Origin of the sequence: Rhizohabitans arisaemae, from assembly GCF_025996515.1 — a bacterium.
Taxonomy (GTDB): Bacteria; Actinomycetota; Actinomycetes; order Streptosporangiales; family Streptosporangiaceae; genus Rhizohabitans; species Rhizohabitans arisaemae.
Window position 1 is genome coordinate 398,173 of the sequence record NZ_BLRH01000055.1, and the last position, 19,013, is coordinate 417,185.

Sequence of the window (19,013 nt, forward strand, 5' to 3'; positions counted from 1 at the left end):
TCCGGCGAAAGGACGGCCCAGGCCGTACGGCGCCTGGGATCGTCCCGGAAACGGGGAAGTCCCGGCTCCCCCTGACCCGTGGGGAGCCGGGACCCGGATAGGAGGGTCAGAAGCCGATCAGGGTGCAGGTGGCCTCGGACTTCTTGGTGGGGTCGCTCTCGGAGACGGCGGTGAGCTTGAGCTTGGCGGTGCGGGAGCCTCCGGCGTCGCGGTTGGCGTGCACCACGACCGTGGTGAGCTCGCCGGCCTTGGCGCTCTTCAGCGCGTTGGGGACGAGGGTTTCCCAGCCGCGGCCTTCGACGGTCGCGCTGAGGCGGTAGACGTCGGAGCTCGCGTACTCGCTGATGTCGCCCTCGGGGTGCTGACCGGCGGGGACGTCCTTCTTACCGGTGTTGACCAGCGGGAAGACGCACTTGGCCCAGCGCTGGGAGGTGGAGACGCCCACGGTGGGCAGGACCTTCACGCCGCGCCGCTGCACGCCGGCGCCGTCCAGGGAGCGGATGGCGACGGTGTAGGAGAGGACGCCCGTGCGGTCCCGCTTGAGGTCGAGGACGTAGAAGTGGAGCCGGTTGGCCTCGTCGACGTACTCGTACTCGCTGCCCGAGTTGGTACCCGCGTGGAACAGGGCGTCGGAGAGCTGACGGTAGTCGCCGATCGTGATGTACTCCTTCGTCCCGTCGGGACGGACGAAGTCCACCATCCGGATGTCCTGCGGGTTGGCGTCGATCACCCACTCGAACGGCGCCCGGTCCTGGTTCTTGGTCTTGGCGAGCAGGACGCCGGAGTCGGGGGTGAACGAGTCGGAGCCCATCCGGTCGACGACCTCGACGGTGTAGTTGTTGTAGGCTCCGCCGTCGCAGAACGGGTCGGTCTGGACCGAGCAGGCGGGGCTCTTGTCGCCGGTCGCGAGCTCGATGTTCACCCCGGCCAGGCCCTTCTCGCCGGGTGGTGCCGACCGCGCGACGACCTTGGCCACGACGAGCCCGGATTCGGCGAGGGCCTCCCGGGACAGGCGCAGGACGTTCTTCTCGTCCACCATCTCAAGTTTGATCTTGTTTCGCAGCATGTGCTGGGCGCCCATCGAACCACCGGCGGTCGGCGGGATGACCCAGCGGCTGTGCGGGCCTCCGGGGCCGTTGAAGCTACCCCGGCTGAGCATCTCCCAGATGCCGGTGTACGCCCGTCTCGCCGGGATGCCGAAGGGGTTGTTGTAGTTGTCGCCGATGCCGAGGATGTGGCTCAGCTCGTGCGCGTAGACGCCCTGGCCGGAGCTCTCGGCCTGGGTGGAGGAGCCGCCGCCGGCGTTCGGCCAGATGGTGGAGCCCGACGCCCACGAGGTCCACTCCACGTACCGGGTGCGCACCCAGTTGGGCAGCGCGGGGTCCGGCGGCCCGAACTCGTCGGTGACGTCCTCCTTGTTCTTGAACTTGATCGGCCCGAACTCCTGCCAGGTCGCCGACTCGTCCTGACCGGCGCTCAGGTAGAAGATGAAGTCGAACTCGCGGAGGCGCTCCTCGCCGACGTCGGCGACCAACTTGGCCCGGGTGTCGGTGCGGATGTTCTTGTTGCAGGCGTCCCCGGCCGGGCAGCCGGTGCCGGCCTGCATCTCCATCGCGTACTCGTGGGACTTGCCCGGCAGCTCGTACGGGCCGAAGGCCGTGAGCTCCACGCCGTAGCGCCCGCCTGAGCCTTCCATCCAGTATTCGTGGACGGTGTGCCCGCGGTTGAGGGCGTTCGGGGTGTTCAGGAAGTCCTTGTAGAACTGGGCGACCTGCTCCCGGGGGATGGAGTGGGCTTCGGTGCTCGGGTTGCCGAAGACCGTCGACTTGGGCGGCTGGGTGACCACGAACGGCATGTTCGGGTAGTCGGCGAGGACGAGCGCGCCCTTGAACGTGCGCTTGCTCCCCTTCGCCGCAGGGTCCGCCCAGTTGGTACCTGGAACGCCCTTGTAGTCGTTCCAGGTCATGTTGTCGGGGTTCTTCCAGTTCTGCGGGTCGATCGGAGCGGGCGCGTCCGGCCGGGAGGCCACGCCCGTCTTCGCCATGGCCCGAGCGTCCAGCTGCTCCTCGCTCGGGGCGTCCCGCTGCCAGGGCTGTTCCTGCGGCCAGTGGGGGGCCCGCCAGGGGTGAACCGGTTCCTCGGGCTGCGCGGCGAGCGCCGGACCGGCCGCCATACCGGCGGGAACGAGGGCGACCGCCATCACCATCAGTGCGCCCGCGAGTTTGACACGCCCCCTACGTGATGTGGACATCGACATGAATCACCTCTTCGCCGGGGGGCAGGCACGTCACCTCACCGCCCCTTTGGAGCGGACACTAAGGATCAAACCCCCCTTGGGCATCGGTCATCTGTTGAGAAGATCACCAATGCTGACTTATACAGATGTATAAAGGGGCAGCTGAGAACCTGGCCGGGATATGTGACAGGTGTGAAGATTGTCGACATGCCCGCCGAGCTTCAGCGGATCGTCGACGATCTCGCCGTTCGCCTGAACCGCCCGGTCCTCGTCGAGGACCGCCGGCAACGGGTCGTCGCCTACAGCGAGCAGTTCGGCCCCATGGACGACATCCGCCGGAACTCGATCCTCCGCCGCGGCACCACCCCCGAGATCCGCGCCTGGCTCCAGGGCACCGGGGCCTTCCAGTCGCGGGAACCGATCCGCACCCCCGCCGCGCCGCACCTCGGGCTGCTGCCCCGCGTCTGCGTCCCGGTCCGCCACCGGGACCTCCTCCTCGGCTTCGTCTGGTTCATCGACACCGAGCCGGCCATGCCGCAGGAGAACGTGGACCACGCGGTCGAGACGATCTCCCAGATGGCGCTCGCCCTCTACCACGAGAGCCTCGCCGCCGGGCTCGCCTCCCACCGGGAGCTGGAAGCCGTACGGGACCTGCTCCTCGGGGACCCCCGCGAGTCCGTCGCCGCCGCGCACACCCTCATCGAGGCCGGCAGCTTCACCCAGGCGGGCAGCGTCACCGCCCTGGTGATCCGGCCCGTCCTCGCCCCCGGCGCCGAGCCCGACGAGAGCCTGCGCACCGCCGTCGAGGAGATGCTGCTCACCGCCCGCCAGGCCGGGCGCGGCGCGCTCCACCTCGTCCGGTACGACCACGGCATCCTGCTCACCGCCGGAACCCCCCAGGCGCTCCAGCAGACCGTCGCCTCCGTCGTGGGAGTGGGCCGGCCGCAGGCGCAGCTGGCCCAGGCCGCGACCTCGTACGGCGAGGCGCTGCTCGCCGCGCAGATCGCGGCCCGGGTGCCCTCGCTCGGGCCGACCGCCGAGTGGGCCACGCTCGGGGTGTACCGGCTGCTCGCCTCGCTCCCCCCGGTCTCCCCCGGCGACGGACGGCTCCACCCCGGCCTGGAGCGGCTGCTCGCCGACGAGCACTGCGGACCGCTGGTGGAGACCCTGGAGACCTACCTCGACCTGGCCGGGAACGCCCACGAGACGGCCCGACGGCTCCGGCTGCACCGGACCTCGCTCTACTACCGGCTGCACCGGGTCGAGGAACTCGCCGGGACCGACCTGAAGGACGGCGGCGAGCGGCTCGCGCTCCATCTGGGCCTGAAACTCGCCCGGCTCTCCGGCTGGCCGGCCACCGGCTCCTGATCTTCGCACTTTCGGGTCTTGCGCGGATCACACCGCACGGTCATGATCCGGTCAACCACGTCCACTCCGGAGGGGACCCGCCATGCGAGAGTCCATTCTGACCACGGTGCTGCTGCCGGTGGCGCTCGGCATCGTCATGCTCGGCCTCGGTCTCTCCCTGACCGTCAAGGATTTCACCCGGGTCGCCGTCCAGCCCAAGGCCGTGCTGGTCGCCCTGACCTGCCAGGTGATCCTCCTCCCGCTGATCTGCTTCGGCCTGGTCGAGCTGTTCGCGCTCGACCCGCTGTACGCCGTGGGCATGATGCTGCTCGCCGCCTCACCGGGCGGAACGGTCGCCAACCTCTACAGCCACCTGTTCGGCGGCGACGTCGCCCTCAACGTCACGCTGACCGCGGTCAACTCGGTGCTCTCCGTGATCACCCTGCCGATCGTGGTGAACCTCTCCCTCACCCACTTCATCGGCGGCGGACAGGACATCGGGCTCCCCGCGGACAAAGTCATCCAGGTCTTCGCGATCGTCCTGGTCCCGGTCGCCCTCGGCATGCTGGTCCGGCATTTCCGCCAGGCGTTCGCCGACCGGATGGACAAGCCGGTCCGGATCTTCTCCGCGGTCGTCATCACCGTCGTCATCGTGGGCGCGGTCATCCAGGAGCGCGACAAGCTGGTGGACTCCTTCGCCGCGCTGGGCCTGATCACGCTGGCCTTCAGCGTGGTGAGCCTGGCCCTCGGCTACTGGATCCCGCTCCTGCTCAAGGTGGAGCGGCGTCAGGCGATCGCCTCCGGGATGGAGATGGGGATCCACAACAGCACGCTGGCGATCACCATCGCGCTGACCCTGCTCAACAACCCGCCGATGTCCATCCCCCCGGCCATCTACGCCCTGGTCTCGTTCCTGGTCTCCGCCGCCTTCGGCGCCCTGCTCGCCCGGAGCAGGCCGGTCTCCCCGGTTACCGCGGAGTCCGGCTGACTTGTGACCGGCCGGGTACGGCTGGGCCGGTACCAGGTCGCGTGGTCCGCTCTCCGCGGCGCCTTCAGACGCGGACGGCGGGGGCGTGACCGGCGGTACGGCGGAGCCAGAGCAGACCGAGGACCGGGAGGACGAGCGGGACGAAACCGTACCCCTGCCCGAACGCCGACCAGACGGTGGGCTCGGGGAACGCCGCCGGGAGGGCCAGGCTGACCGCCCCGACGACCACCACCCCGGCGAGTTCGACCCCGCAGGCCGCCCAGGCGAGCGTGCGGGAGAGCGCGCCGGGCCGGGCGAGCGCCACGGTGGCGAGGATGTAGACGGCGGCGGCGAACGCCGACAGCAGGTAGGCCACGGGCGCCTCGTCGAACCGGAGGGCGATCTGCACGCCCGCGCGGGCGCTCGCGGCGAGGGCGAAGATCCCGTAGACGGCGACGAGCAGCCGCCCCGGCCCGGACGCGGTGCCCTCGGGCACCGTCACGCGGTCCCGGTCCACATCTGCTCCAGCCGCCCGATCAGGACGGGGACGACGAAGCACGCCACCGCGATCACCGCGGGCCCCCACCTGCTCCGCTCGACGAAGCCCCAGAAACCCGCCGCGATGGGGATGACCGCCGCGCCGATGAGGTAGCCGACGAAGGTGGCCGACGCCTCCGGGCCGTCCCCGCCGAGCACGGTCGCGACGCCGACGCCCGCCTGGACGAGCAGGCCGATCTCCAGCAGGGCGAGCAGGCCCACGTGCACCATGCTCATCGGCCGGTTCCGCACCGCCGTGACCACGCTGAAGACGGCGATCAGCAGCGAGGCCGCGATCAACCCGATGGTCAGCCCGTCGATCATCGGACGGACTCCGCGCTGAAGGGGGTCATGACAAGAGGCTATCGGCTACACCCCGCACCCCCGCCATGACCCGCCCGTACGGCGAGGCGATCGCGGACCGCGGGGAAGGAGCCGGCGGAGCCCGTACCGGATCGAGGTCGGCCCCGGTCCGGTACGGACCCCGCGCCGGGGTCAGCTCTCGATGTTGGCCATCACGTGCTTGATCCGGGTGTAGTCCTCCAGCCCGTACATGGACAGGTCCTTGCCGTAGCCGGAGTGCTTGAAGCCGCCGTGCGGCATCTCCGCCACCAGCGGGATGTGGGTGTTGATCCAGACGCAGCCGAAGTCCAGCTGCCGGCTCATCCGCATGGCCCGGCCGAAGTCCTTGGTCCACACGCTGGACGCGAGCCCGTACTCCACGCCGTTGGCGTACCGCAGCGCCTCGGCCTCGTCGTCGAACCGCTGCACGGTGATGACCGGGCCGAAGACCTCCTGCTGGATGATCTGGTCGTCCTGCCGGAGGTCGGCCACGACGGTGGCCGCGTAGTGGAACCCGCGGTCGCCGAGGCGCGCCCCGCCGGCGGTCAGCCGGGCGTGGTCCGGGAGGCTGTCGACGAACCCGGAGACCCGGGCCAGCTGGTTCGCGTTGTTGACCGCGGGCAGCAGCGCGTCCTCGTCCTCCACGCCCTTGTCGTACGTGCTCACGATGCCCTTGGCCTGCTCGGTCAGGGCGTCCACGAAGTCGGCGTAGGCGCCGGGCGAGGCCATGACCCGCGTGGCCGCCGTACAGTCCTGACCGGCGTTGAAGTAGCCGGCGATCGCGATGGCCTCGGCGGCGGCCTCGATGTCGGCGTCGTCGAACACGATCACCGGGGCCTTGCCGCCGAGCTCCAGGTGAACCCGCTTGAGGTCGGCGGAGGCCGCCTCGGCGACCTGCATGCCGGCGCGGACCGAGCCGGTGATCGCCACCATCTGCGGCGTCTTGTGGCTCACCAGGGCCCGGCCGGTGTCCCGGTCGCCGCAGACGACGTTGAAGACGCCCGGCGGCAGGAACTCCGCGGCGATCTCGGCGAGGAGGAGCGTGCTGGCCGGCGTGGTGTCGGAGGGCTTGAGCACGACGGTGTTGCCCGCGGCGATGGCCGGGGCGAACTTCCACACCGCCATCATCATCGGATAGTTCCACGGCGCGACCTGGCCGACCACCCCGACCGGCTCCCGCCGGACAAAGGAGGTGTGCCCGGCCATGTACTCCGACGCCGCCTTGCCTTCCAGGACCCGGGCGGCCCCCGCGAAGAACCGCAGCTGATCCACCATCGGCGGGATCTCCTCCGAGGCGGTGAGCGGAACCGGCTTGCCGGTGTTCTCGCTCTCCAGCCTGATCAGCTCGTCGGCGCGCGCCTCGACCGCGTCGGCGATCTTCAGCAGGGCCTTCTGCCGCTCGCTCGGCGTCGTGTCGCGCCAGCCCTCGAAGGCCTTGGCCGCCGCGCCGTACGCCGCGTCGACGTCCGCTTCGCCGGAGACGGGCGCGGTGGCGTAGGCCTCACCCGTCGTGGGGTTGATCACTTCGCTGGTACGCCCATCCACGCTCTCCGCGTACTCCCCGTGGATGAAGTTGCGCAGTGTGCGCATCGCTGCTCCTATCGGTGTGGACTAGCCGGTGCTGGAAGGCCGGTTCCGGGTGGATCGATGGGCGGGAGGCTACGGGATAAAACCGGAACCGCACACCCGCCACAATGGACAATCGGCGCAGATGACCCCACCATTGGGGCAAAGCGCCTAACCGCCGGGGACAAGGACGGCCCGCCCGTTGATCTTTCCCCGGCCAAGCAGGTCGTAGACGTGGAGCGCCTCGCCCAACGGGAAGCGCTCCACCCTGACCTTGATCGCGCCACGCCGCGCCAGGTCCAGCACCTCGATCAGCTCGGGCCTGGTCCCCCAGTACGGTGTGGCGACGTTCACCGCGTAGTTCGTGGTGCCGAATCCGACCGGGACGACGCCCGCGCCGATCCCGATCAGCGTCAGATCCCCGTCGATCGCGCAGAGCGGCACGGCCAGCTCGACCGTCGTGGAGGCGCCCACGAAGTCCAGGACCAGCTGGGCGCCGAGCCCGCCGGTCACCGCGCGGATCTCCTCCACCGCCCCCGGATCGGCCCGCATGGCCAGATGCGCCCCGCTCGCCTTGGCCAGCTCCAGCTTCTCCTCGGCGATGTCCAACGCGATCACCTGCGCCGGGGTGATCGCCCGCAGGATCTGCACCGCCATGTGCCCGAGTCCCCCGACCCCGATCACCACGGCGGTGCTCCCCGCCCAGAGCTTGCCGAGCGAGCGCTTGATCGCGTGGTACGGCGTCAGCGCGGCGTCGGTCAACGGCGCCGAGTCCACCGGGTCCAGGTCGCCCAGCGGCACCAGGTGCCGGGGCGAATCGACGATCATGTAGTCGGCCATCGCCCCGTCCCGGCCGAGGCCCGGCTGCTCGATCCCGAGCTCGTCCAGCCTGGTGCAGTAGTTCTCCCGCCCCTGCGCGCAGTGCCGGCACAGCCCGCACCCCCACGCCGCGTACACCGCCACCGGCTCCCCGGCGGAGAGCCCGGTGACACCCGGCCCCATCGCGGCCACCCAGCCCGTGCACTCGTGACCCAGCGTGAAAGGCAGCGGCCTCCCCATGGCGCCCGGAGTCTCCATGATGTGCAGATCGGAGTGGCACACCCCCGCCCCCGCCACCTTGACGAGCACCTGCCCCGCCTCCGGCTCGGGTACCGCCACCTCGCGGATCTCCGGAAGGCTCTCCGCTCGATGAAGCTGAATCGCTCTCATAAATCCCCCCTGACCTCACCATATCCAGGCGACAGCCCGCTTCGACCCACCCCTCCTCAAGCCGCGCCCACCCGGCCGGGGTACGGGCTTCGCCACGCCCACGCCGCCTCCGGCCGTACGGCCCCACAACGCGCCACACCCCGCCGATGATCGTTGCGCTGTGCATTCCCCGAGGGGCGCACACAACACAACGATCACCCCCGCCAGGCGGACAGAGCCACCCTTGCCCCCGACCCGGCACAGCCCGAACCCACCCCGATGATCATTGCGCTGTGCATCCCCTGAAGGGTGCGGACAGCGCAACGATCACTCTGCGCCTGGGGTACGGGAACCACGCCGGGTCGATGGCGCCGCGCCGCCCGGATGATCGTTGTGGTGTGCAACCCCCGGAGAGTGCGCACAGCCCAACGATCACCCGCTGCGCGGACACCGAATCGCCCGCGTGATCGTTTGCGACGTGTGCACCTGGAGAGGTGCGCACAGCGCAACGATCATCCGCTGTACGGGCTCACGCCGCGCCGATCACGCGGGCTGCAACCCGCCCGAGCCGCCTCGGCCGTACCCGGATCGGTTCAGCGGGTGGCCCGCGCCAGCCGTACCTTGACCGGGAAGGCGACGGCGAGGACCGCGGCGGCGACGAGCGCCACCGCGACCGGGATCGCCGGTGTCCCAGCGACCCCGACGACAACCCCGATCACCTGCGGGAACACCACTCCCCCGGCCATCGAGGCGACCAGGACGCCCGCGATCCCCTGCTGCGGCGCCACCCCGGTCCGGGTGAGCCACATCAGCAGAGCCGGGAAGACCGGCCCGATGAACAGACCGGTCAGCGCGTACGCGACCGGAGCCACCGAGGCCGACATGGCCAGAGGCAGCACCGCGGCGGCGAGCACGAGGCACACGAGGATCAGGTTCGAGGAAGAGAGCCGGCGGCTGAGCAACGGGATCGCCAGCCTGCCCACGGCCAGGCCGCCCCAGAAGAGCGCGGTGAGCTGGGCCGCGGCCGACGACGCGTACCCCAGGCCGGTGAGATGGGAGGACTCCCAGGTGCCGATCCCGGTCTCCACCCCCGCGTAGACGAATGCGATCGACGCGAACGCCAGGAACCGGGCGCGACCCCCGGTCTTTCCCTGGGGCTCCACGGACGGCTCCGCCCCGCTCTCCGTTCCCGCGGATCCGGCGAGTCCGCGCAGCGGACCGCAGAGTACGGCCGCCACGGCGACCAGGAGAAACGTGTACCGCTCCAGCCATCCCACGATCAGCGGCCCGACGACCGCCCCCACCCCGTAGATCGCGTGCAGCAGGCTCAGCAGAAACACCCCGCGACGATCGGCCCACCGGACGAACACCGCGTTCAGGCAGAGGATGAGGCCTCCGTACCCCACCCCGGCGAACACCGCCGCCCCGAGAAACCCCGCCCACACCGGCGACCACGCCATGCCCAGGCATCCCGCGACCACGCAGGCGACCAGGGCGGTGAAGACCGTCCGGGTCTGCTGGAACACGAAGCCGAAGAGCAGAATCGCGGCGAGCGCCCCGAAGCCGTAGGCGCCGACGGCCGTCCCGCTCGCGGCGGAACCCAGGCGAAACGCCGACTGAATCGCCGGAAGCGCGGCTCCGAGGCCGGCCGTGGCCACGCCCAGGGAGAACGACATGGCCAGGGAGGCGACCACCGGGCCGGTCGCGGCCCTCACCGGGCGACAGTCAGGAGTGCCCCGACACGGTGTCGTCCCGCGCTGATACCTCCCGTATCAACTGTCATATCTCTGCACGATAGTCACAGATCACCACCAGGAGATAGGGGCATAATCTGCCCAAGATTCCTACATAGTCGAATAAGTCGCCTTATAGATCTTTAAAAGTGACGATGGCGACATGGCAGCACGTAGGCTCTTCCACGGAACCGGCCCTGGAGTGATCACCCCCGACGGATGCTCGGTCGAGCTCTACCAAACGCTCGTCCCCAACGGGGAACCGCAGCGCATCCACGCCGCCGCCGGCGAAGGCGCGTCCATCCTGGAGCTCGGCTCGGGCACCGGCCGGATCACCCACGCCCTCCTCGCCCTCGGCCACGAGGTGGTCGCCGTCGACGAATCCCCCGAGATGCTCGCCCACATCCGCGGCGCCGAGACCGTCTGCTCCCCCATTCAGGCCCTGGACCTCGACCGGGAGTTCGACGTCGTCCTGATGATGTCCTACCTCGTCGAGCTGGCGGACGACGACCGCCGGAGGGCTCTCCTCGCGGCCTGCCGCAGGCACGTCGCCGACGACGGCTGCGTCATCCTGCAGCGCCAGCCGCCCGGGTGGTACGACAACCTGGAGCGGGGTTACGAGCGCTCGGGCGAGGGCTTCCGGTTCCGGATGAAGGGGTTCCACCGCCTCGGGCCCGATGTCGTGGAGGCGACCATGGAGTACGTCGTCGGCGAACGGGAGTGGACCCAGACCTTCGTCAGCCGCCGGATGGACGACGACTTCCTGGAGTCATGCCTGGCCGAGGTCGGCCTGACCGTGTCCGGTCTCCTCGACGACGACCCCGGCTGGATCCGCGCCGTCCCCCGCTGATCCGGAACCAAGCCTGCGAAGATCGCCCACGCACTAGGCTGGTGCTTCAAACGGGACAAACCTAGGCACGGGGAGATCGCCATGGGTGGGACCGATCTGGAAATCCGCATGGCGACCGACGGGGACCGGGCGTGGATCCACCGGTTGCGGCACGAGGTGTACGCCCGCGAACTCGGCCAGCACCCCACCAACGAGCAGGGCGTGCTGGCCGACGCCCTGGACGAGGCCAACGTCTACCTCGTGGCCGCCCACGGTGGCGAGCGCAGCGGCTTCGTCAGCGTGACACCGCCCTGGGCCGGGCGCTACGCGATCGACAAGTATCTCCGGCGCGACGACCACGGGCTTCCCGGCGACGGCGGCCTGTTCGAGATCCGCATCCTCACCGTGGAACCGGGCCGGCGCGGATCGAGCGCCGCGCCCCTGCTCATGTACGCGGCGCTGCGCTGGACGGCCGCGCACGGCGGGCGCCACGTCGTCGCCCTCGGCCGCGCCGGCATCCTCGGCATGTACCTCGCCGCCGGGCTGAGCCGGACCGGTGTCCCGGTGCGTTCGGGCGCGGTCGACTTCGAGCTGCTCACCGGTGACGTCGCCGCCCTCACCGAACACGCCGTGACCCGGTACGGCGGGATGCTGCGCACGCTGGAGCCCCGGCTCCGGTGGCGGCTGGGCTTCCCCTTCCTGCCGGGCGCCGACGGCTGCGAGCACGGCGGCGCCTCCGTCGGCGCGCTGGGCCACCGGTTCGACACCCTCGCCGCGCACGGCGACGTCGTCCCGGCCGACGTGCTCGACGCGTGGTTCCCCCCGGCCCCCGGCGTCCTGGACGCCCTCGGCCGCCACCCGGACCGGCTCGCCCGTACCTCCCCGCCCGCGACCGCCGACGGACTCATCGAACAGGTCGCCGAAAGCCGCGGCATCCCCGCGGCGGCGGTCGCCGTGGGCGCCGGATCCTCGGACCTGATCTTCCGGGCGTTCCGCGGCCTGCTCACCCCGGCGTCCAAGGTCCTCCTGCTCGACCCCGCCTACGGGGAGTACGGCCACGTGACCGAGCGCGTGATCGGCTGCCGCGCCGACCGGTTCCCGCTGCGCCGTGCCGACGGCTGGCGCGTCGACCTCGACCGGCTCCAGGACGTCCTGCGGCGGCGCTACGACCTCGTGGTCATCGTCAACCCCAACAACCCCACCGGGGTCCACGTCGAGCCCGGCGACCTGCGCCGGATCCTGGAGACCGCCCCGGGCGAAACCCGCTTCTGGATCGACGAGGCCTACCTGGAGTACTCGGGCGAGGGGCGGTCACTCGAATCGTTCGCCGTGGCCTCCGGCAACACCGTGGTGTGCAAGTCCCTGTCCAAGATGTACGCCCTGTCGGGCCTGCGCGCCGCCTACCTGGCCGCCTCCCCCGGGTTCGCGGCCGAGACCCGCCGCTGGACCCCGCCTTGGGCCCTCGGCCTCCCCGCCCAGATCGCCGCGGTCCACGCCCTGCGCGACCCCGGCTACTACGCCACCCGCTGGTCCCAGACCCATGAACTCCGCGCCGGACTCGCCGCGGACCTCCGCTCCGCCGGACCGGACCTCCACATCCACGAGTCGACGGGCAACTTCCTCCTCCTGACGCTCCCGCCCCACGGCGTGGACGCGGCGGGCCTGGTACGGGCATGCCGCCGGCGCGGCGTCTACCTTCGGGACCTGTCGGCCCTCTCCCCCGCCTTCGAAGGCCGCACGGTCCGGATCGCGGTCCGGGACGCCGCCGCCAACACGCGGATCGCCACGGCCGTCGCGGAGTCGGTCGGCGGATGACCCGCGTCGAGGATTTCATCCCCTACATCGCGGTCGCCCTGGTCGCGGGCGGGATCGGGGTGGCCCTGTCGGGCAACCGCGGGTATCTGCTCCGCTGGTGCGCCTGGGCCGTCGCCGTGCCCGCGGTCGTCGCCGCGCTCCTGCTCGGTCCCGGCGGGGCCGCGGTGCTCGCCGCGGCTGCCGCGGCGATCTGCGCCACCGAGTACGCGCTTCTGACCCGCCTCCCCCGGCCCGACCAGGCGCTGCTCACCGTGGTCGCGTCCGCGCTGCCCCTCGCCGCCTGGCTCGCCCCCGGACGTCTTCTCCAGGTCTTCGTCGCCGGACTGCTCGCCGTGGCCTTGGTCCCGGTCGTCGCCGGCGACGCCGACGACGGCCTGCGCCGCCTCTCCCTGAACGTGCTGGGCGTCGTCTGGTTCGCCCCGCTGGTCGCGGTGGTGCTGCTCAACCCGGCCCTCGTCCTGGCGGTCTTCACGGCCGTGTCCGTCACCGACATCGCGGCGTCCTTCGGCGGCCGTTTCCTCCGCGGCCCGCGCCTGTCCCCCCTGTCCCCCGGCAAACACTGGAGCGGCGTCCTCGTCGGCGCCGCCGCGGGCCTGGCCGTCCTCGCCCTCCTCGGCGCCTTCACCCCGCTCACCGCCGTCGCGGTATCCCTGGGCGCCCCGGTGGGAGACCTCCTGGAATCCATGGTCAAAAGAGGGGTCGCCACCAAGGACTCCGCCACCTGGCTGGCCGACGCCGGCGGCCTCCTCGACCGCCTGGACTCCCTCCTCCCCACCCTCGCCCTATCCCTCCTCTTCTGCACCTGACCCTCCCAGGCACACCGCACCGAAAAGACTCACCCCGAAAGAGCCACCCCCGCAAGGACTCGCCTCAGAAGTCTTCTCTTCTCCGAACCAGGAAAAGACACCCCAAGCCACCACCCGGCTCACCGTGAACCCAAGCCAGAGTTTTCCGCGAGACAATTGATCACCCATTGCCCCCTCGCCCCGGGCGAAGATGAAGAAGTCAACCCCAAGGCCGGGCGAAGCCCGCCCGGGGGCGTGGGGGCAACAACCCCCACAGCAAGAACCCCAACCCAAAAGGGGGGCAAGGGGGCACAGCCCCCAAACCCACACCACAAGCCCCAACCGCAGAAGAAGACCGGACAAAGCCCGCCCGGGGGCGTGGGGGCAACAACCCCCACAGCAAGAACCCCAACCCAAAAGGGGGGCAAGGGGGCACAGCCCCCAAACCCACACCACAAACCCCAACCGCAGAAGAAGACCGGACAAAGCCCGCCCGGGGGCGTGGGGGCAACAACCCCCACAGCAAGAACCCCAACCCAAAAGGGGGGCAAGGGGGCACAGCCCCCAAACCCACACCACAAACCCCAACCGCAGGGGAAGGCTGGGCGAAGCCCGCCCGGGGGCGTGGGGGCGGCAGCCCCCACACGTGGAGGTTCCAGGAGGTCATCCTCCTGGGATAAATGACGAGACTCCCACCGGCGAAGTAAGCCCCGAAGGGGCTTACAAGCAGGGGGAGCCCAGGAGAGTCTCGTGGAGCTATGGGGATTCGAACCCCAGACCTCCTCCATGCCATGGAGGCGCGCTACCAGCTGCGCCATAGCCCCTTGGTGCCCCGCAGGAAGGTCATGTCCTTCTCAGCGGTGCGTGGTAAGTGTATCGGACTTCGTCTGCTTGGACGAATTCGTTTGGGGTGGTGCCGGGTTCGGGGTGTGCGGGACCGGGTGTACGGCTTGACGTCTCCGGGTCGCCGTGTCAGCCGTACACGTCTGGGGTCAGCGGTCGTCGCTCGCGACGGGTTCGGGGAGGGTCCCGGCGTTGTGTTCGAGGAGCCGCCAGCCTTCGCGGCCTTCGGCGAGGACGGACCAGGAGCAGTTGCCGAGTGGGCCGAGGTTGTACCAGAGGTGGTCGGGGAGCCGGAGGAGGCCGGCGATGCCGAATCGGAGGGCCGCGCCGTGGGAGGCGAGGACGAGGAGGCCGTCGGGTTCGAGCCGGTCGAGCCAGGTGGTGATGCCGTCGGCGACGCGTGCGGCGACGGCGGCGACGGTTTCACCTCCGGGCGGTTCCCAGGCGGCGTGTTCGGCGGGCCAGCGCTCTTTGATCTCGGGGCCGGTGAAGCCTTCCCATTCGCCGCCCGATCGTTCCCGGAACGCCTTGTCGGTGTGGACGGGCACGTCGGTGAGGCGGCTGAGCGCGCTCGCGGTGTCGTAGGCCCGCTGGAGGTCCGATGAGACGATCATGGTGGGGCGCAGGGTGGCGAGGAGGGAGGCGGCGCGTGCCGCCTGGGCGAGCCCGGTCTCGTCGAGGGGGATGTCCGCGTGGCCCTGGAACCGGTGTTCGATGTTCCAGAGTGTCTGCCCGTGCCGCCAGCAGACGATCCGGCGGCTCACTCGGCGGTTCCGGCGCGCGGTTTCCGCGAGCGCTGCGCCGCCGCCAGGGCGACGGCCGGGGGCAGGTCGATGAGCGGGCAGTCCTTCCAGAGGCGTTCCAGCGAGTAGAAGACCCGGTCTTCCTCGTGCTGGACGTGGACGACGATGTCGATGTAGTCGAGCAGGACCCAGCGGCCTTCCCGTTCGCCTTCGCGCCGGACGGGCTTGGCGTCGGCTTCGACGCGCATGCGTTCTTCGATCTCGTCCACGATGGCCCGGACCTGGCGGTCGTTGCTCGCGGAGCAGAGCAGGAACGCGTCGGTGATGACGAGCTGGTCGCTCACGTCGTAGGCGATGATGTCGTCCGCCAGCTTGTCCGCCGCTGCCTCAGCGGCCACGGTCACCAGCTGAATCGCTCTTTCGGATGCGGTCACGATGCGGCTTGTTCCTCCATGTGAGGGCTTGTCAGAGAGTTGTCCGGGAACTCCTGGGACGGGGTGTCCCGAGCAGCTGCCCGTTATCGGGGTTCTCCCGATCAGCGTACCCGCCCGCGCCCCCTTTCTCGTGACCGTTCATTCAGCGCTTACCCGCCGGGCCCGCCCGTCGCGGTGCCACGCCGGGCGCTCCCGCACCGTGAGGCCGGTCCGTTCGGCCGGTGGTGAACGTCGCCTTCCCGATATGACGCGGCGGCTATCGTCCGCGTATGGACATCGCCGATCACTTCACCACCACGGCCGGGGGAATCCGGCTGGCCTACCGGACATGCGGTCCTCCCGACGCCCCGCCGCTCGTGCTCCTGCACGCGCTGGCCGAGAGCGCCGCCGACTGGGACGCCGTCATGCCCGCTTTCGCCGGCGCCTGGCGGGTGTACGCGCCCGACCTGCGCGGCCACGGGGGAAGCGACCGGCCCGGCGACTACGCGGCGGAGTCGATGTGCGCCGACGTGCTCGGCTTCCTGGACGCGCTCGCGCTCGACCGGGTGGACCTGATCGGGCACTCCCTGGGAGGCCTCGTCGCCTACCTGCTGGCCGGGGCGCACCCGGAACGGGTGAGCCGGCTGGTCCTGGAGGACGTCTCGGCACCGCTCCCCCGCGAGGGCACCGTCCCCGCCCGGCCGGACGGCGACCTGCCCTACGACTGGGAGATGGTCCTGGCCGTCAGGAGGCAGATCGACGACCCCGACCCCGCCTGGACGGACAGGCTCGGCCGGATCACCGCGCCGACCCTGGTCGTCGCGGGCGGCCCCGCGAGCCACATCCCGCAGGATCGGGTCGCCGAGCTGGCCCGGCGCATCCCGGACAGCCGGACGGTGACCATTCCCGCCGGGCACCTCGTCCACGCCGCCGAGCCGCAGGCGTTCTCGGAGGCGGTCCTGACGTTCCTCAAGCAGACGAAGCCGTTCCCGTCGGCGTCCCGCTGAACCACCGTGGCAGCCTGTGTCCGTGCCCGGCCACGGAAGGCAGGTCACACGCCCGTCCCCGATCACCTCATGCGCCGTCGGCCCACCGCGAAGCGGCGGCGGGGCGGTGTCGGAGGCACAATCTCGGCCTCGCGCGCACGTTCGCCCGGTCGTGGTCCCCCCGGCCATCGGAGCCCATCGGTCACGGCTGGGCCTGTGCCGGTCAGGGGGTTGTCGCGCGGTAGAGGTCGCGCTTGTTGATGTACTGCACGATCCCGTCGGGCACGAGGTACCAGATGGGTTCCCCGGCCCCGACCCGGTGCCGGCATTCGGAGGAGGAGATGGCGAGCGCCGGGATCTCGATGAGGCTGACCTTGCCTTTGGGCAGGCCGGGGTCGTGCAGGGTGTGGCCCGGGCGGGTGCATCCGATGAAGTGGGCGACGTCGAAGAGTTCGTCGGCGTCCCGCCAGCTGAGGATCTGGGCGAGGGCGTCCGCCCCGGTGATGAAGTACACGTCCACCTCGGGGCCGTACTCCCGGGAGATGTCACGCAGGGTGTCGATGGTGAACGTCAGGCCGGGGCGGTCGATGTCCACCCGGCTCACCGAGAACCGCGGGTTGGACGCGGTGGCGATCACCGTCATCAGGTAGCGGTCCTCCGGCGCCGAGACCGTCCGATCGCCTTTCTGCCAGGGTCTGCCGGTCGGGACGAAGACGACTTCGTCCAGGTCGAAGTGGTGTGCGACCTCGCTCGCCGCCACCAGGTGACCGTGGTGGATCGGGTCGAAGGTCCCGCCCATGACGCCGAGTCGTCGCCGCGCGCCGCTGTTCCCCCTGGCCGTGTGCCCCATGCGAGGGACACTAACGCGCCCCTGTCCGCTCTCCTCCGGCAGGGTCGCAAGGAAGTCTGCGCTACTCGCCGATCCGCGACATAGAGTGCCCGATATGACGACTACGCCGGACCGAAGCCGCGTACAACTACCAGGCATCAGCTCACGCGCCTACGAACACCCCGCCGACCGCTCGGCCCTGGTCGCGATGCGCTCGCTGACCGGGTTCGACTCGGTGCTGAAGCGGATGTCGGGGCTCTTCAGCGAACGCAGACTCCGTCTGATGTTCCTCGCCTCCGCCGTACGCACCACGGAGACCCAGTTTCGCGCTCTGCACGACATGGGGCGCGACAGCGCCTACATCCTCGACCTGCCGAGGATCCCGGAAATCTACGTCCAGCAGGACCCCCGGGTCCAGGCCATGGCGGTCGGCTTCGACGAGCCGTTCATCGTGGTGACGACCGGGCTTCTGGACCTCATGGACGAGGAGGAGCTGCGTTTCGTCGTGGGGCACGAGACGGGGCACATCCTCTCCGGCCACGCCGTGTACGGCACGATGCTCCACATTCTCACCCGGCTCGCCACCCGGGTCGCCTGGATCCCGCTCGGCTACATCGGCCTGCGGGTGATCGTCGCGGCTCTTGAGGAGTGGCACCGCAAGGCCGAGCTCTCCTCGGACCGCGCCGGGCTCCTCGCCGGTCAGGACAAGGACGCCGCGCTGCGAGCCTTGATGAAGCTGGCGGGCGGCTCCCGGCTCCACGAGATGAACATCGAGGAGTTCCTCGCGCAGGCCCGCGAGTACGACACCGCGGGTGACGTGCGGGACGGTCTGCTGAAGGTCCTCAACCTGCTGGGCACGACGCACCCGTTCTCGGTCACCCGGGTCGCCGAGCTGGACCGCTGGCGCCGGAGCGGTGAGTACGACCGCATCATCGCAGGCGACTATCCGCGCCGGGAGGACGACCCGAGCGCCAAGGTCACCGATGAGGTACGGGCCGCCGCGAACGCCTACCGCGAGTCCTGGTCCCAGTCCAACGACCCCTTCATCGGGGTGCTGCGCGACGTCGCGGAGGGTGCCGCCAACGTCGGCGAGCGGATCTTCAACCGATTCGCCCGGAGGGAAAACTAGCCCGGAATCCCCGAAAGAGGTCCCCGCGCCCAGCGATGAGCGCGGGGGTGGGTCGTCGGCGGACGGTCAGGCCTTGACTTCCGGTGTCCCGGCCGATGCGGCTTCGGCCGGGGCGGGCGTCCGCTCCGGCACTCCGGTGAGCAGGGATCCGCCTCGCTTGCCGAACACGAGGTAGTCCAGGCTGAGCCGTCCGGCGCCGGTGACGGCGAGGAGCAGGCAGAGCCCGCCGAGGGTGAGCACGTACTCGTACCCGCCGTCGGAGAGAAGCAGGCCGTTGCCGAGGTGGACGTAGAAGGCCGCCCCCGCCATCACCACGACGAGCGCGAGTGAGGCGAGCGGGGTCAGCAGGCCGAGGATGAGCAGGCCGCCCCCGCCGAGCTCGGCGACCAGGGCGAACAGTGCGGAGATCTCGGGCATCGGGATGCCCAGGTCGGCGAACGACTGGGCGAGCTCGCCGTGCCCTTTCTGATACTTCTGCCAGCCGTGCGCCAGGAACACGGCACCGACCGCGACGCGGGCGACGAGTGCCCCGACGTCTTGCGCGATTCTTCTTACCATGACAGAGGCTCCTTTTCGGGCGGCCCCTCCATCGTTGCGCCTGTCCCCCGCTCGGGCTGCCCGCCGCGGCGTCCGGGCACCCAGGTCCACCCGCGACGCCGAGATGAGACCGCCGACCCGGTCTTAACCGGCCGAGCAGCGCCACATCGGGTTACAGTACGGTGCCG

The 19,013-nt window shown here is 70.6% G+C and carries 17 protein-coding genes and 1 tRNA gene; 7 read left to right on the plus strand and 11 right to left on the minus strand.

Annotated features, from left to right (window positions below):
• Positions 1 to 106: 106 nt before the first annotated feature.
• Positions 107 to 2,251, minus strand: coding sequence for a M6 family metalloprotease domain-containing protein (locus RUR_RS28275; RefSeq protein ID WP_283138257.1), 2,145 nt, complete (start codon positions 2,249 to 2,251; stop codon positions 107 to 109).
• 177 nt (positions 2,252 to 2,428) lie between these two features.
• Here RUR_RS28275 and RUR_RS28280 point away from each other — a divergent pair, with 177 nt between their 5' ends.
• Both RUR_RS28280 and RUR_RS28285 read left to right on the plus strand, forming a co-directional pair.
• On the plus strand, positions 2,429 to 3,604 hold the full coding sequence (locus tag RUR_RS28280; RefSeq protein WP_283138258.1) for a PucR family transcriptional regulator: 1,176 nt from the start codon (positions 2,429 to 2,431) through the stop codon (positions 3,602 to 3,604).
• Positions 3,605 to 3,686: 82 nt separating this feature from the next.
• Entirely contained in the window at positions 3,687 to 4,571 is an 885-nt protein-coding gene (locus RUR_RS28285) for a bile acid:sodium symporter family protein (protein WP_283138259.1), read from the plus strand.
• Positions 4,572 to 4,635: 64 nt separating this feature from the next.
• Here RUR_RS28285 and RUR_RS28290 read toward each other — a convergent pair whose 3' ends face one another.
• The 5 genes from RUR_RS28290 to RUR_RS28310 form a co-directional block, all read right to left on the minus strand.
• Positions 4,636 to 5,067: a hypothetical protein gene (locus RUR_RS28290; protein WP_283138260.1), complete on the minus strand. Its 432-nt coding sequence runs from the start codon at positions 5,065 to 5,067 to the stop codon at positions 4,636 to 4,638.
• Positions 5,049 to 5,411, minus strand: a complete 363-nt coding sequence (locus RUR_RS28295) for a hypothetical protein (RefSeq protein ID WP_283138261.1) — start codon at positions 5,409 to 5,411, stop codon at positions 5,049 to 5,051. Before RUR_RS28295 ends, RUR_RS28290 begins: the two co-directional genes overlap by 19 nt.
• Positions 5,412 to 5,582: 171 nt before the next feature.
• Entirely contained in the window at positions 5,583 to 7,019 is a 1,437-nt protein-coding gene (locus tag RUR_RS28300) for a gamma-aminobutyraldehyde dehydrogenase (RefSeq protein ID WP_283138262.1), read from the minus strand.
• A 147-nt stretch (positions 7,020 to 7,166) separates the two neighbouring features.
• Positions 7,167 to 8,204 (minus strand): NAD(P)-dependent alcohol dehydrogenase, encoded by a 1,038-nt coding sequence (locus RUR_RS28305; protein WP_283138263.1) that lies wholly within the window; start codon positions 8,202 to 8,204, stop codon positions 7,167 to 7,169.
• Between the two features lie 572 nt (positions 8,205 to 8,776).
• Positions 8,777 to 9,898, minus strand: a complete 1,122-nt coding sequence (locus RUR_RS28310; protein ID WP_283138264.1) for an MFS transporter — start codon at positions 9,896 to 9,898, stop codon at positions 8,777 to 8,779.
• Positions 9,899 to 10,079: 181 nt separating this feature from the next.
• On the opposite strand from RUR_RS28310, the gene RUR_RS28315 reads away from it, so the two are divergent.
• The 3 genes from RUR_RS28315 to RUR_RS28325 all read left to right on the plus strand — a co-directional run bounded on the left by RUR_RS28315 (position 10,080) and on the right by RUR_RS28325 (position 13,366).
• The gene (locus RUR_RS28315) at positions 10,080 to 10,766 is read left to right on the plus strand and encodes a class I SAM-dependent methyltransferase (protein ID WP_283138265.1); all 687 of its coding nucleotides are present in this window, start codon (positions 10,080 to 10,082) and stop codon (positions 10,764 to 10,766) included.
• Between the two features lie 81 nt (positions 10,767 to 10,847).
• The gene (locus RUR_RS28320) at positions 10,848 to 12,560 is read left to right on the plus strand and encodes a histidinol-phosphate aminotransferase family protein (RefSeq protein WP_283138266.1); all 1,713 of its coding nucleotides are present in this window, start codon (positions 10,848 to 10,850) and stop codon (positions 12,558 to 12,560) included.
• Positions 12,557 to 13,366, plus strand: coding sequence for a phosphatidate cytidylyltransferase (locus RUR_RS28325; protein ID WP_283138267.1), 810 nt, complete (start codon positions 12,557 to 12,559; stop codon positions 13,364 to 13,366). Before RUR_RS28320 ends, RUR_RS28325 begins: the two co-directional genes overlap by 4 nt.
• Positions 13,367 to 14,096: 730 nt before the next feature.
• Here the strand turns inward: RUR_RS28325 and RUR_RS28330 are convergent.
• From RUR_RS28330 to rsfS, 3 genes are all read right to left on the minus strand, one after another.
• Positions 14,097 to 14,169, minus strand: a tRNA-Ala gene (locus tag RUR_RS28330).
• A gap of 168 nt (positions 14,170 to 14,337) precedes the next feature.
• A complete protein-coding gene (locus RUR_RS28335) occupies positions 14,338 to 14,952 on the minus strand; it encodes a histidine phosphatase family protein (RefSeq protein WP_283138268.1) in 615 nt (204 codons plus the stop codon).
• Positions 14,949 to 15,365 (minus strand): ribosome silencing factor, encoded by a 417-nt coding sequence (gene rsfS / locus RUR_RS28340; RefSeq protein ID WP_283138269.1) that lies wholly within the window; start codon positions 15,363 to 15,365, stop codon positions 14,949 to 14,951. Before rsfS ends, RUR_RS28335 begins: the two co-directional genes overlap by 4 nt.
• 269 nt (positions 15,366 to 15,634) lie before the next feature.
• Here rsfS and RUR_RS28345 point away from each other — a divergent pair, with 269 nt between their 5' ends.
• On the plus strand, positions 15,635 to 16,351 hold the full coding sequence (locus tag RUR_RS28345; RefSeq protein WP_283138270.1) for an alpha/beta fold hydrolase: 717 nt from the start codon (positions 15,635 to 15,637) through the stop codon (positions 16,349 to 16,351).
• A gap of 202 nt (positions 16,352 to 16,553) precedes the next feature.
• Here the strand turns inward: RUR_RS28345 and nadD are convergent, their stop codons facing one another.
• Entirely contained in the window at positions 16,554 to 17,180 is a 627-nt protein-coding gene (nadD, locus tag RUR_RS28350) for a nicotinate-nucleotide adenylyltransferase (RefSeq protein ID WP_283138271.1), read from the minus strand.
• 94 nt (positions 17,181 to 17,274) lie between these two features.
• Between nadD and RUR_RS28355 the strand changes: the two genes are divergently transcribed.
• Positions 17,275 to 18,288, plus strand: coding sequence for a M48 family metallopeptidase (locus RUR_RS28355; RefSeq protein WP_283138272.1), 1,014 nt, complete (start codon positions 17,275 to 17,277; stop codon positions 18,286 to 18,288).
• Positions 18,289 to 18,354: 66 nt separating this feature from the next.
• On the opposite strand, the gene RUR_RS28360 is transcribed toward RUR_RS28355, so the two are convergent.
• Positions 18,355 to 18,846 carry a DoxX family protein gene (locus tag RUR_RS28360; RefSeq protein ID WP_283138273.1) on the minus strand — a complete coding sequence of 164 codons (492 nt, stop codon included), beginning with the start codon at positions 18,844 to 18,846 and terminating at the stop codon, positions 18,355 to 18,357.
• Positions 18,847 to 19,013 lie beyond the last annotated feature (167 nt).

Excerpts from the sequence above, each read along its gene's own strand:
- RUR_RS28275 (WP_283138257.1), bottom strand. The coding sequence starts at position 2,251 with ATGTCCACATCACGTAGGGGGCGTGTCAAACTCGCGGGCGCACTGATG.
- RUR_RS28285 (WP_283138259.1), top strand. The coding sequence starts at position 3,687 with ATGCGAGAGTCCATTCTGACCACGGTGCTGCTGCCGGTGGCGCTCGGC.
- RUR_RS28295 (WP_283138261.1), bottom strand. The coding sequence starts at position 5,411 with ATGATCGACGGGCTGACCATCGGGTTGATCGCGGCCTCGCTGCTGATC.
- RUR_RS28300 (WP_283138262.1), bottom strand. The coding sequence starts at position 7,019 with ATGCGCACACTGCGCAACTTCATCCACGGGGAGTACGCGGAGAGCGTG.
- RUR_RS28305 (WP_283138263.1), bottom strand. The coding sequence starts at position 8,204 with ATGAGAGCGATTCAGCTTCATCGAGCGGAGAGCCTTCCGGAGATCCGC.
- RUR_RS28315 (WP_283138265.1), top strand. The coding sequence starts at position 10,080 with ATGGCAGCACGTAGGCTCTTCCACGGAACCGGCCCTGGAGTGATCACC.
- RUR_RS28320 (WP_283138266.1), top strand. The coding sequence starts at position 10,848 with ATGGGTGGGACCGATCTGGAAATCCGCATGGCGACCGACGGGGACCGG.
- RUR_RS28325 (WP_283138267.1), top strand. The coding sequence starts at position 12,557 with ATGACCCGCGTCGAGGATTTCATCCCCTACATCGCGGTCGCCCTGGTC.
- RUR_RS28345 (WP_283138270.1), top strand. The coding sequence starts at position 15,635 with ATGGACATCGCCGATCACTTCACCACCACGGCCGGGGGAATCCGGCTG.
- nadD (WP_283138271.1), bottom strand. The coding sequence starts at position 17,180 with ATGGGGCACACGGCCAGGGGGAACAGCGGCGCGCGGCGACGACTCGGC.
- RUR_RS28355 (WP_283138272.1), top strand. The coding sequence starts at position 17,275 with ATGACGACTACGCCGGACCGAAGCCGCGTACAACTACCAGGCATCAGC.
- RUR_RS28360 (WP_283138273.1), bottom strand. The coding sequence starts at position 18,846 with ATGGTAAGAAGAATCGCGCAAGACGTCGGGGCACTCGTCGCCCGCGTC.